At 43.1% G+C, this 13,218-nt stretch carries 10 protein-coding genes; 6 read left to right on the top strand and 4 right to left on the bottom strand.

The features are described 5' to 3' along the window. Positions 1 to 131 precede the first annotated feature (131 nt). Positions 132 to 521, bottom strand: coding sequence for a hypothetical protein (locus NC99_RS19610; protein ID WP_053188011.1), 390 nt, complete (start codon positions 519 to 521; stop codon positions 132 to 134). A 683-nt stretch (positions 522 to 1,204) separates the two neighbouring features. Here NC99_RS19610 and NC99_RS19615 point away from each other — a divergent pair. Together NC99_RS19615 and NC99_RS19620 are read left to right on the top strand one after the other, a co-directional pair. Further along, positions 1,205 to 3,493: an AAA family ATPase gene (locus NC99_RS19615; RefSeq protein WP_053188014.1), complete on the top strand. Its 2,289-nt coding sequence runs from the start codon at positions 1,205 to 1,207 to the stop codon at positions 3,491 to 3,493. A 294-nt stretch (positions 3,494 to 3,787) separates the two neighbouring features. Further along, positions 3,788 to 4,339, top strand: a complete 552-nt coding sequence (locus tag NC99_RS19620; protein WP_053188019.1) for a hypothetical protein — start codon at positions 3,788 to 3,790, stop codon at positions 4,337 to 4,339. Positions 4,340 to 4,456: 117 nt separating this feature from the next. On the opposite strand, the gene NC99_RS19625 is transcribed toward NC99_RS19620, so the two are convergent. After that, positions 4,457 to 4,762, bottom strand: a complete 306-nt coding sequence (locus tag NC99_RS19625) for a DUF3817 domain-containing protein (protein ID WP_053188038.1) — start codon at positions 4,760 to 4,762, stop codon at positions 4,457 to 4,459. A gap of 407 nt (positions 4,763 to 5,169) precedes the next feature. Here NC99_RS19625 and NC99_RS19630 point away from each other — a divergent pair, with 407 nt between their 5' ends. Both NC99_RS19630 and NC99_RS19635 read left to right on the top strand, forming a co-directional pair. Then, positions 5,170 to 5,736 carry a helix-turn-helix domain-containing protein gene (locus tag NC99_RS19630; protein WP_053188022.1) on the top strand — a complete coding sequence of 189 codons (567 nt, stop codon included), beginning with the start codon at positions 5,170 to 5,172 and terminating at the stop codon, positions 5,734 to 5,736. Further along, positions 5,733 to 7,388 (top strand): AMP-binding protein, encoded by a 1,656-nt coding sequence (locus NC99_RS19635; RefSeq protein ID WP_053188025.1) that lies wholly within the window; start codon positions 5,733 to 5,735, stop codon positions 7,386 to 7,388. The genes NC99_RS19630 and NC99_RS19635 overlap by 4 nt, the downstream gene beginning before the upstream one ends. A gap of 55 nt (positions 7,389 to 7,443) precedes the next feature. Here the strand turns inward: NC99_RS19635 and NC99_RS19640 are convergent, their stop codons facing one another. After that, positions 7,444 to 8,976, bottom strand: coding sequence for an alpha-N-arabinofuranosidase (locus NC99_RS19640; protein WP_082326599.1), 1,533 nt, complete (start codon positions 8,974 to 8,976; stop codon positions 7,444 to 7,446). 92 nt (positions 8,977 to 9,068) lie between these two features. Continuing rightward, positions 9,069 to 11,429, bottom strand: coding sequence for a glycoside hydrolase family 127 protein (locus tag NC99_RS19645; RefSeq protein WP_053188028.1), 2,361 nt, complete (start codon positions 11,427 to 11,429; stop codon positions 9,069 to 9,071). A gap of 495 nt (positions 11,430 to 11,924) precedes the next feature. On the opposite strand from NC99_RS19645, the gene NC99_RS19655 reads away from it, so the two are divergent. After that, on the top strand, positions 11,925 to 12,800 hold the full coding sequence (locus NC99_RS19655) for an electron transfer flavoprotein subunit beta/FixA family protein (protein WP_053188034.1): 876 nt from the start codon (positions 11,925 to 11,927) through the stop codon (positions 12,798 to 12,800). A gap of 17 nt (positions 12,801 to 12,817) precedes the next feature. Next, positions 12,818 to 13,218 (top strand): electron transfer flavoprotein subunit alpha/FixB family protein (locus tag NC99_RS19660; RefSeq protein WP_394330552.1); only part of this gene is annotated, 401 nt, incomplete at its 3' end.

Raw genomic sequence — 13,218 nt, forward strand, 5'->3', positions numbered from 1 at the left:
CCCAACGATTCTTGGAAACACTTTGCGTACGGAGTTGAATATGGCTTTTTGTCTTTTAGTGTACGATTTCAATGATTGGATAGGATTGACGAATCATGCAGTTAGACCGGATGCCGGATTCTCGATACTCGCTACCCGATGAGCCTTCCTGATCCGTGAACCGCTGGATCCGGAGCTGCCAGATAATTTTTCCACATGCGATTGGTTCTCATGAAAACGACGGCATTGTAATACAACAACACAGCCGTTTCAATGAACAATGTGGCATTGTAATACAACAATACGGCATTGTCAATGAAAACCGTGGCATTGTAATACAACAATACAACAGTTTTAATGAACAACGTGGTATTGTAATACAACAATACAACAGTGTCAATGAACAACGTGGCATTGTAATGCAACAATGCGGCAATGTTAATGAACGTAGCCCCTGGATAAATGAAAACGAAGCCAATATGAATGAACAATGCGCTGAAATAGATTGAAGTGACAGCCAAATAAATAGAAGTGGCGCTCATTTAAATGAAAAGAATGCTCATTTAAGCTGAAGGGGCAGCCAATTCATTCAACACGAGCGGGGAATAAGCTAACAAGCCAGCCAAATACAATCAATACGAGTTGCTATAGCCAACAAACGCTGTGCGACGCGGTAAATACTGCCGGCTTTACGAGTCATCCTGTCCGTCAATCACCGGATCAGGATCTGCCGGCTTAACGAGTCATCCTGTCCGTCATCCGCCGGATCAGGATCTGCCGGCAAGCTGCTTGAATTTTGTTTCGGGCGCGTCGATTCGTAATCGACGATTAAAACCAGGCGCGATTAAAAATCACGCCACCCGAGGCATTCCGATCTTGGAATTTGAAACATGGAACTTGGAATTTCACCTTCTTATTTTGAATGAAACTAAATTATGCTCGATTAACTGAATTATTTTGGATAAAAACCATAACTTGTAGGATCGAAAACAAAATCTGAATTTATGAACCCGCGAAAAACGATCAAGCCCAGCCATGCAGCCCAGCAAAACTAGCATCCTATATTCAACAAGTGTATCAGCTTCTTTAAAAAACCATTCGATGATATGGATTTATAAGACAGAAAAATTATGATTGTCTATCCCGTGATTTAGAGCTGAGAAAGCTTTAATCGATAAATGAACAAGTTTGCAAAAAGAAACTAAAAAACCAACAACAATAGAACATGGCAGACGATAAGATAACAACCATAATTAGGTGCCAAAACATTGCACCAATTGAAAACTTGACTAGGGAAATCAAATCAAGTTCATTAAAAATGGGTGTATTTGCAAATAATGGTAGTGGCAAGACTTTTATAAGTCGACTTTTCAGATTAATGGAAAAACAAGATGAGTTAGCTTTAGACGAAAATGGTAAAAGTCCAACAGACAAACTTCTTACTTTTGGAAAAAATAATGGAACTTTTTCGTTCAAGATTACAGACAAAGACGGCAATGTAAAAGACGATTTCAACATGTCCATTACAAAAGGACAAATTCCGACTATTCCAGAAACTAATTATTTGTATCACACATTTAATCAAGATTATGTCGAGCAAAACATCAAAGCACTGGGCTACGAAAAAGATAGCGATATTGAAGGATTCATTTTGGGTAAGGTCAACATTGACCTAAAAGAGGATGAAGACAAACTTGCTAAAATTGAAAAAGAAGGCAAAGAACTATCGGAACAAGTTGAAAAAGAAATTGACGCCTATGTTAAGGAAAATATAAGCAACATACAAAACATCAAAAGACTTAGTGAATATGCTTATCTAAGTTCAAAGGCAGTTTTTCAAGGTATTGAGAACGAATTATTCGAAGTTTCAAAAAGCATTGACGAACTCTTTGCTGACTACAATAAAATCAAGTCCGTTCCTGAAAATTTATCAGACATCAATACTGTTGACAGGGTTAATATCGATTTCAAATTACTGAATGAAATAAAAGAAAATCTAAATAAAGAGTTTTCTTTAAGTTCGTTAGCAGAAGATTTCAAACAAAAAATAAAAAACAAGCAGTCATTTATTGAAACAGGGATGACTTTGCTGTCAGAAACGAATAACAATACCTGTCCGTTCTGCGAACAAGAACTACGCGAAAGTGCGCTTAATTTAATTGATAGTTACACAAAATATATCAATGACACGGAATCAAAAACAATAAAGCGATTCAAAGCAAATTCGGAATTTCTTTCAAATCTTATCGCTTCATTAAAAGTTATTGACAACAATAATGCTAAACGAATAAACTCTTTTAACGAATATAAAACCAAATATATCCCATCAAGCGAAGAAGTAGAATTAGGTTCTTTGAACGTTGACGCAGCGCAAAAAGCAATTCAGGCTTATATTGAAATAATAGAAGAAAAACTCAAAGATATTAGCAAACCAATTGCAATTGAAAATTCAATAATCGAAGATATTGAGAAGCATCAAACCTTACTGAATAATACTATTGACTCAAATAATGAGCAAATCAATCTAATAAATGCTAAGAAAAATAGGATAGGTGAAGAAAACAAATCTGTAAGAAAAGAAATCTGTAAATGCGCTTACAACAATTTAGTTGAAACGCATAAAACGAATATTAAAACCATTTTCCAATTGAGGAAAAAATGGAAAGCGCTTGATGATGAGATTAATATAAAGAAAGAACAACAAAAAGTTAGTAAAAGAGCAAAAGTTGCTTCAACAATTAAAACTGTTTTAAACTACTTCTTCTCAGACAAATACTCACTTGACGAAGAAACTTTCAGACTTATATTTTATAAAACTGCACTTGAAAAAGACCAAGCAAGAGACGTTTTAAGTGATGGTGAAAAAAATATTGTGGCATTTGCGTACTACATTGGTGACACTCATTTAAAAGTGGAAAGTGAAGATGATTATGAAAAGCTATTTTTCATAATTGATGATCCAATTTCAAGTATGGATTTTACCCATGTTTATACGCTTTGTGGAGTAATTCGAGACATTTCTAAAATCATTGACAAATTAAAACGCGAAAGACTATTCGTCTTCACTCACAACAATGACTTTATGCGTGTCCTGACTTCAAACAATATCGTTGACAAAAAGCTGCTTTTGAAAAAAGGAGAATTAAAAGACTTTAATAACAATTTGACAGTTCCTTACATCAATCACTTAATGGATGTTTACAACGTTGCAAGAAAAGGGGAAAACGCCAATCATACAACAGCAAACTCGATAAGACACATAATTGAAACTTTGACCAAGTTTCAAAATATTGATATTTCGAAAGATGGAATAGCAGATTACATAAAATATAATATTCCTAATGACACAAAATCATATACTCTTATAAACGACCTCTCTCACGGTGGTTGGAGAAGTGAACAATCTCCAATAACTGAGGATGATTACAAAGATGTGTGTGAGACTATTATCAAACACATTGAAAAGGACTTTAGTGGACAAATTGAATATTGTAAAAAATTTAATGAGCTATAAAACCCGTTCTGCAGAATATGCACTAACGTTAGCGGTCGCAAGCTGGGCAGGATTTACAATCCTGCTTTAACCATATAAAACCTAAAAAAGAAACTATGAAATCAAAAGCATTAATCATCCTGGCCCTGGTGGCTTCTGATGCCGGAGGCATCGTATGTTTGTAGAAAGGGAATGGTAAAGAGAAATTCGACCCCGGCTGGGGTCGTGCCTTTTGGGATAAGCCTTGTATCTATAAACATCCAAACCCTCCGGGTTTGCTCACAGGCCCTTTGAAATATTTAAAAAATAGAAAGTATGAAATCAAAAGCATTCATCATCATGGCCATGCTGGCTATTTGTCAATCGCTTGAAAGTGGCGCTGAAAAAGTCGCTGTAACCTTACAGGAAGACCATTCCCGGGAGAAACATGAAATTGCCGGTACCAGCCAACAGACGAATTACAGTTTTTCAATTGAATTCAAAGAAACAAGTTCGGATTTTCCTGAAGAGATCATTGTGAGGTTCGAAAATAAAGGAGATGGTCTGATGTTGCACAATTTCATTCTCCAGTTTTTTTCAGATGAGGATTCCTATTGGGGGCTTAATGATGATTTTAGATTTGGAGTTCGGCCTTTGATACTCTTAAAAGATTCTATTGTTAGTGAAACATTACGATTGGATTCGTTTAGCTATCAATCAATGAAGACAAACAAATTCGTCAGTTTTGAAGATTTTAAAAAAAGCCTGTTGTCTGGAAATGGATTTAAAGTATTGGGTATAATTGGAGACCGGTCGAAAGCACAGAATCCGTTTGAGTCAAATTTAACCACTCGCTCAAACATGATTGAGTATAAAATTTCGAAGTGATCATGAAATCCAATATTTTGAAACTCTTTTAGAAAAAATGACGGGTGCGGGGAACCAGCGTTTATGAGTTTTGCTACTCCGTTTCTGCTTTCCCACGCTCACTTAAGACCTTTTCGGTTATTTGATACCTTTTAAAATTTTATAATCAACGTAAAAAGTTCCGAAGGGAAGAAAGCTGGATGCCAGTACTTTCCAGGTGGTGGTTCTGAATCGCCAGTTTTGTTCGAAGCTTACACTTAAGGTGTAAAGCACAAACAGAATAAAGAGGGCACCATGTACCGGGCCAAGGGATTCGGACAGGAAAGGATTGTTATAGACGTGTTTCATAGGAACGGCCACGAAGACTAAAACCAGCAATGAGATTCCTTCGAGGAAACCGATAATGCGTAGCCAACCGATTTTTGTTTTAAAAAGTTGTATCATATTGAAGCCTGTTTTTTTGCCGGCCTGGTTTATGACCCATGCCAAGCTTATTTTCCAAATCAGGAGATAAACAGGTGAAAGACCAGAAGTGTTTGGTGCATCAACCAGTTTATTTGTTACGGCGATTCATGAAAGTCACCGTAGGATCGCCGGTTGATCGGTTGGTGGCTGGCTTCTTGCGACCTTCGGGACCTGCCTTGTTTCGATGAACATCCGTATTCTGAATTTATTGGAAGAAGAAAAAAGATTTGATCAAGGATCCGGCATCCGCCCGTTTGCCGGAATTCGAATCTTTTTCAATAGAGTGGGGCAATGATGACCTGTTTTCCGACGGATTTTCTATTTTTAAGGGATGGAAGAAAAAGAGATTTTGCTTATTCTCCTATTCAAAAAAAACACAACTAACGATGAACATTGAAATTCAACAAATTGCCGAACGGTTAAAGGGCTTGCGCGATGCGCTCAACCTTTCGGAGGCCGATTGTGCCCATGCGTGTGGTATTTCGCCAGCGCTTTATCAGCAATACGAGAGTGGACAGTCGGATATTCCGGTGAGTTTTCTGTACCGGTTTTCGTCGGTGTACCAAATCGAGTTGACCACCCTGCTTACGGGCGATATTCCGCATATGAATGCGTATTCGGTTACCCGCAAAGGAACCGGGTCGGTGGTTGAGCGCCGGAAAGAATACCGGTATCAAGCCTTGAACGAAAGTTTTATCCACAAAAAAGCCCAGCCATTTGTGGTCACCGTTGATCCCAATCCGGACCATGAATCAGACGCTGGCTATCAGCACGAAGGACAAGAGTTTAACCTGGTGCTGAGCGGAAAATTGCAACTGGTGCTTAACGGAAAGGAACTCATTCTGAATGAAGGCGACTCCATTTGGTTCGACTCGTCGTTGCCCCACCGGATGCAGGCGCTCGAAGGAAAGGAAGCCAAATTTTTAGCCATGATTTTTAAAGCAGCACAATGATATTAAGCGAACGATATTTGAAAAAGGCGCAGTTTGACGGACTGCCCGATTTTACCAAGAACCTGGAAATACAAGTCCCCGACAACTTCAACTTTGCCTACGATGTGGTGGATGAATATGCCCGCCTGGAGCCGCAAAAGCTGGCTTTGGTGTGGACCAACGATCAGGGAGCACACCGCGATTTCACCTTTTCAGAAATAAAAAAGTACAGCGACCAAACGGCTGCTTACCTGCAAACACTTGGCATTGGCCGTGGCGATAAGGTGATGCTGATTTTGAAGCGGCGGGTTGAGTTTTGGTTTGCCATTATTGCCTTGCACAAGCTGGGTGCCGTTTGCATTCCGGCTACCCATTTGTTGAAGAAGAAAGACCTGGTGTACCGGAACAATTCAGCCGACATAAAAGCCATTGTTGCTGTTGGCGAAGCTGAAGTGTTGGAACAAGTGGATTTGGCGATGGATGAATCGCCCACCATTGAGCATCGGATTTCGATTGGCCCGGATGTGCCCGACGGCTGGGATGATTTTTCGCGTGGAATGGAACAAGCGCCCGCCTTTGTAAGGCCGGAAGCTGCTTCGGACAATTCATCGATCTCGCTTTTATATTTTACTTCCGGAACCACCGGAAACCCCAAAATGGTGGCACACGATTTTACCTATCCGCTGGGACATATCACGACGGCTTCTTATTGGCACAATATCAAAGAAAACGACCTGCACCTGACCGTAGCCGATACCGGCTGGGGAAAAGCCGTGTGGGGAAAATTGTACGGACAGTGGCTGGCCGGAGGCGCGGTGTTTGTTTTCGATCATGAAAAGTTCAATCCTGCCGAGATGCTTCAGGTGATCAGCCAATACAAGATCAATACCTTTTGCGCGCCGCCCACGGTGTACCGGTTTCTGATTCGCGAAGATTTTTCGAAATACGATTTGTCATCGCTAAAATATTGCACGGTAGCCGGTGAGCCGCTAAATGCGGAAGTGTATAACCGCTTTCTGAAGTTAACCGGACTGCGTTTGATGGAAGGCTTTGGACAAACGGAAACGGTATTGGCCATCGGCACCTTTCCGTGGATGGAGCCCAAACCGGGTTCGATGGGTATTCCGAATCCAACCTACGATGTTCAGTTGCTGCATCCTGAAAATCGGCTTTGTGAGGATGGTGAAATTGGCGAGATTATTATTCGTACCAGCGAGCTAGTTCCTGTCGGCCTTTTTAAAGAATATTATCGCGATGAAGAGCGGACCAGTTCCGTTTGGCACGATGGCTACTACCATACTGGCGATTTGGCCTGGCGCGATGAGGATGGTTATTTCTGGTTTGTTGGCCGTACCGACGATGTCATCAAAAGCTCGGGCTATCGCATTGGCCCGTTTGAGGTGGAAAGCGCTTTGATGGAACATCCGGCGGTCGTGGAGTGCGCGGTTACTGCTGCACCCGACGAGGTTCGCGGCCAGGTGGTGAAAGCCAGCATTGTACTGGCGCCCGAGTACCAACCGGGATCAGATGCGTTGGTCAAGGAAATCCAAGAGCATGTGAAAAATACCACTGCACCCTATAAATATCCGCGAATTGTGGAGTTTGTGGAAGCGCTGCCGAAAACCATTTCAGGGAAAATCAGGAGGGTAGAAATTAGAGGTGATAGCGAATAGCCTAAAAAAAAACGGGAACCAAATTGGCTCCCGTTTTTTTTCAATTAACCTATGCTTACTGAAGCTGAACCAGCACCACCGATTTAGCGGGCAGCTCAATGCTCAATTTTCCATTTTTGGGTTTTTTCACCTCAAATGATTTCAAGCTCACTTTTTCTTCTTGCCCAAAATCGTTGTAATCATTTATGTTTTTAGCCGTTACAATCTGTCCGTTGGCGTCTGCAAAGTTTTTTCCGCCGACGTTGATTTCAACTTTTTCGGTCTTGTTGGGATTCAAGTTGCAAAAGGTGATCGACGTGACGCCGTCTTTTTCAGAAGCCGACACATTTACAGAGGGAACAGATTTCCCGTCAAATTCATACCTACTGGTTTTTAAAAACGTGGGGATCAGGTTGGCGTCTTGATGCACGCTGTACATTTTAAACACATAATACGTTGGTGTCAGCACAATATCATCTTCCTTGGTTAAAATAACCGACTGTAAAACATTGATTGCCTGAGCTATATTGGCCATTTTTACCCGATCAGCATGGTTGTTGAACACGTTGAGGTTGATTCCGGCAACCAGCGCGTCGCGCAAGGTGTTTTGCTGGTAGAGGAATCCGGGGTTTGTACCAGGCTCTACATCAAACCAGGTGCCCCATTCGTCCACGATCATGCCCACGCGTTTTTCGGGGTCATATTTGTCCATGATGGTGGAGTGATTTCTGATCAGCTCGTCCATTTTCAGGGTTTTGGACAAGGTGAGGAACCATTCATCCTCTTCGAATCCAGTGGCAGAACCTTTTTTCTGCCAGTTGTGCGTAATGGTGTAATAATGCAGTGAAAGGCCTTGTATCAGGTGTTGTTTGTTTTGGGTATTTTTCATCAGCACGTCTGTCCAGTTGTAGTCGTAGTCGCTGGCACCACAGGCAATTTTGTAACTGGCGCCCTTGGTAAACGATGCGAAGTGTCTGTAGAGATCTGAATAGTATTCCGGTGTCATTTCGCCGCCACAACCCCAGTTTTCATTTCCAATTCCCCAGTATTTCACATCCCAGGGTTCTTCACGGCCATTCTTTTTCCGCAAGTCGGTCATTGGGCTGATGTTGCTGGAAGTTACATATTCCACCCATTCCGAAGCTTCCTGAACGGTGCCCGATCCAACATTGATGTTGATATAAGGTTCGGCGCCGATCAACTCACAAAAATCGAGGAATTCGTGGGTTCCAAAGCTGTTGTCTTCGGTCACATTGCCCCAGTGGACATTGACCATGGATGGGCGCTCATGTTTTGGGCCGATGCCGTCTTTCCAGTGGTAGGTGTCGGCAAAACAGCCTCCTGGCCAGCGCAACAGGGGGATGTTCATGTCTTTCAATGCGTAAATGACATCCTCGCGGAATCCGCGGATATTCGGAATGTCAGAATCTTCACCCACATAAATACCGCCATAAATACAGCGGCCCAGGTGTTCGGCAAAGTGTCCGTAAATTTCGCCATTGATTTTTGTTTCTGCCTGGTCAGTGTGCAAATTGACGGTGGTTTGTGCAATGGCGCCCAAACTGAATAATGATAGCAGCATGAACGTGTAAAACATCTTCTTCTTCATAAGTTATCTATTTAGGATTTGCTTCAAAAATAATAAAAGTAATTCGTACTTTTTACAAAAAACGATGAAATCATTTTCTTTTGGCAGCTTGCTTATTTCATCAGGCGCACTTCGAAAACCCCTCCGGCGATCGACCCAACTTTCGCCTCAAACTTTATTTTAAATTTTCCATTGGATTGCTCAATAATTTCTTGGGGAATGGCGTAATCTTCCGTAAAAAATTCAAAACCTTTACTTCCATCCAAATTAACTTCCGCAAGCAACTGATCATTTACAAGGATATTGAAATGCCGGTTGTTGTCCAAGCCATAATACATGACGCGGAGTTTTTGGGCTTCCTTTTTCTCGTCTTTCAACTGGTAGCTAAACCATCCGCGGGCATGGCGCCAGTGGCGTCCCTGGTGCACGCCGATTTGCGAATTTTCGCTTTCAATAAAATGATCCGACTCCGGCTGCTGTTCGCCCGGGAAAACCAGGTCGATGGTTTGGGCGGCCAACTGCTGCTTGGCAGCTTCTTCGGCAGCCAATTCATTTTGCTTTTGCTCATATTTTTCGGCGGTTTCAACTTGCCAGTAAAGCACATAACGCGATTCGTGCAGGCGGAAAAAAGGAATCAGCTTGAGATCACTGTATTTTTCAGGCTTCACCTGGTCAATGGTGAAGGTCAGCGATTCGCCTTCCACCGGCTTGATTTTTTTAAGGATTTGATCCGGCTCACTGATGATTACCGGCATGTTTTGCAGGGGATATTTTTCGCCATGAGCAATATGTCCGCCACGGCTGTCATCAGCATAAAGGCCAATCATATGGGTGGTGTCCGTTTTTGCAGCCAGCACAATGGGGCCGTGGAGGATGGTGTAGAAATTCTTGCCATCGGGCAATTGCTCCAGGCGCGTTTGCATGGGCATTTCCATGGTCACCACATCGCCTTTTTTCCAGCGTCGGTCAATCACCACAAACTCGCCCGGAGAAGCGGTCACATTTTCTTCTTCACCGTTTACTGAAACTTTTAGTTCGCCTGCCGCCACCCAGCCCGGGTAGCGAAGGTGCAGTTTGAAAGCCTGTTTCTTTTTGGGGTTAATGGTGATTGAAGTTTTGGCTTCATCGGGAAAACGGGTTTGCTGAATGACTTCCACATTTTTATCCTTCCAGGTTAAGCTTGAAGGAATAAATAGGTTGACGTAGAGGTCATTGTCGCTGTGCGCATAAATCAATTCTCCATATTTGGTGTGATTTTCTAGCCCCGAACCCACACAGCACCAAAAGCTGGTGTGCGGTTGCGAATAAACGCGGTAATGTCCGGGCCGCATCGGGGTAAAATAAACAAAACCGCCATGCTCCGGATGTTGTGTGGAAAGAATATGGTTGTACAAGGCCCGCTCATAATAGTCCATGTATTTTCCGTCTGGCTCGGTCAGAAACAGTTGGTTGGTCAGGCGAAGCATGTTATAGGTGTTGCAGGTTTCAGGTCCCTGTTCGCTGGCAATCATTTCTGAAAAATCGTCAACCGGATGAAAATGCTCGCGGACACTGTTGCCGCCAATGGACACGGAGCGGTTATCTACAACCGTTTCCCAGAAGAAACGCGCGGCATCGGACCACGATTCTTCGCCGTCAACATCGGCGATGCGCTTGAATCCAATCACTTTTGGGATTTGCGTGTTGGCATGCATACCCGTCAGTTTGTCCTCGTGTTGCAGCAGTGGTTCCAATACATGCTGGTGCGAAAATTGACGGGCCAGCTTCAGGTATTTTTCATCACCGGTGATGGCTGCCACGTCGGCAAAAACCTCATTCAAACCGCCATGTTCGCTGCGCAACATGTCCTGAATTTGCTCTTCGCTTAAATTGGACACCAGTTGAATCGCCCAGTCTGTCAGTTTGACAAGCATTTCCTTTGCTTGTTCGCTTCCCGCAAAAAGATAGGCGTCGCGAAGGCCGGCATAGATTTTATGGATGTTGTACAGCGGCACCCATTTTTTATTCAAACTGAATGAGCCGGCATCAATCTTTCCATTGGCAATTTCTTCCCAAATGGCACGTCCGCCGGGAACGCCTCCCAGGTAGCCATCGGTATGTTGGGCCTGGGCACGCTTTAATTCGGAGAGCATGTAGTTCATACGTTCTTTCATCCGTGCATCGCCGGTTGAGGCGTACATCATGGCCAGGGCCGAAAGGTAGTGGCCGCCAATGTGGCCATCCAATCCGGTGTTTTCCCAGTTGGTATAGCTTTCGGCTTTGGGTTCCAGGCCGGCTTCGCGTAAATACGGCGCCAGCAATCGATCGACATCCATTTCCAGGATGTACTGCAGATCGGTCTGCATGGCCTGCTTAAACGGACCGTCCAACAACTGAACATCGGACAGGTGAAATAATTGCAGTGGCGTATTGGTTTGTCCTGTAAGTAAAAGCGGATAAAAGCAAAGAATCAAGATGAGATGTTTCAATTTCATAATAGTATAAAGTAAAGGTTATGGAAGTTGTTTATCAACGTTTTCCGTTCTTGTCAATACAAAAGTAAAAAATACTTTTTATTTGAAATGTGTTGTGTAATATATTCCTTTCGAAACAGCTTGCCAAGCGAATCTTGGGATTGTTTTTGGCTGTAGTAGGTGATTTCTAAATTAGTTCAGGCTAGATTAAAATGATTATAAATAAGTTTTGTTTTGGCGATAAAAATGATTTTTTGAAGAATCAGGTTGATTGTTTTAAACCGTGATGAAATAACAATTTTGGCCAGTTATTTTTTCCTTTTTCAATATTTGGGTAAAGAAAGTAGGTTTCCAATTTCGCTCCGAAATATCGGGAACCGTGGCAGTGCTTGAAATCTTTGGCTTGTTTGGCTATATTTGCCTGCCTTGCAATGAAACCGGCAGCAATCACCCCGTGCCGGTCAACGAACAAGCTTGGATAAAAACTAAAAAATAAAACTGACAAATTTAAATACAATGAAGGCTTACAAGATTATCGTTCTTGCCAAGCAGGTACCCGATACCCGCAACGTTGGTAAAGACGCCATGAAAGCTGACGGTACAATTAACCGTGCAGCTTTGCCTGCCATTTTCAATCCGGAGGATTTAAATGCGCTGGAGCAGGCACTTCGTATCAAGGACTCGTTTCCCGGATCGACCGTAACAATTTTAACCATGGGACCAGGGCGTGCTGCCGAAATCATTCGTGAAGGCATGTTTCGTGGAGCTGATGATGGGATTTTGCTCACTGACCGGGCTTTTGCCGGCTCGGACACGCTCGCTACTTCCTACGCCATTTCGCGTGTATTGAAAAAGATGAAGGACGTTGACATGATCGTGGCCGGGCGACAGGCCATTGATGGCGACACGGCGCAAGTTGGTCCTCAGGTAGCTGAAAAGCTGGGATTGCCTCAGGTCACCTATGTCGAGGAAGTCCAGAAAATTGAAAAAGGCAAGGTTTTCATGAAACGTCGCTTGGAAAGCGGAGTGGAAACAGTTTCCTGCCCGATGCCGATGCTCATGACTGTCAATGGTTCGGCAGCTGATTGCCGTGCCCGCAACGCCAAGTTGCTGATGAAGTACAAGCATGCCAAAACCGTGACTGAATTGCAGAATTCAAACGAAGATTACCTGCATTTGTATAGTGATCGTCCTTACCTGAACATTCCCGAATGGACCGTGAACGACATTGAAGTGGATCAGGCTGAACTTGGACTGACCGGTTCTCCAACGAAAGTGAAAACGGTGGAGAATGTTGTTCTTCAGGCAAAAGAGGCAAAAGTAATTAGTTCGGCTGACAGTGACATCGACGATTTGATGCGCGAGCTGATCGAAAGTCACACCATTGGTTAAACCCTAACAAATCAATTATGAACAGCATATTTGTATACTGCGAAATAGAAGATGGTCAGGTCGCTGAAGTGAGCCAGGAGTTGATGACCAAAGGCCGTTCGCTGGCCAATGAACTGAAATGCCAGTTGGAAGCCATTGTGATTGGCCACAATCTGGATGGCATTGAAAAGCACATTTTTCCCTACGGAGTCGACACGGTTTATGTAGCCGACGACAAACGCCTTTATCCATATAGCACCTTGCCGCATACATCAATAGTGGTTAAGCTTTTTGAAGAGCAAAAGCCACAGATTGCCCTCATGGGGGCTTCATCCATTGGCCGGGATTTGGGACCGCGCGTTTCATCGGCCTTGCACAGTGGTTTAACAGCCGACTGCACCAGTTTGGTGATTGGTGACCATTTCGATAAAAAACAAGA

Source organism: Sunxiuqinia dokdonensis (assembly GCF_001270965.1).
Lineage (GTDB): Bacteria > Bacteroidota > Bacteroidia > Bacteroidales > Prolixibacteraceae > Sunxiuqinia > Sunxiuqinia dokdonensis.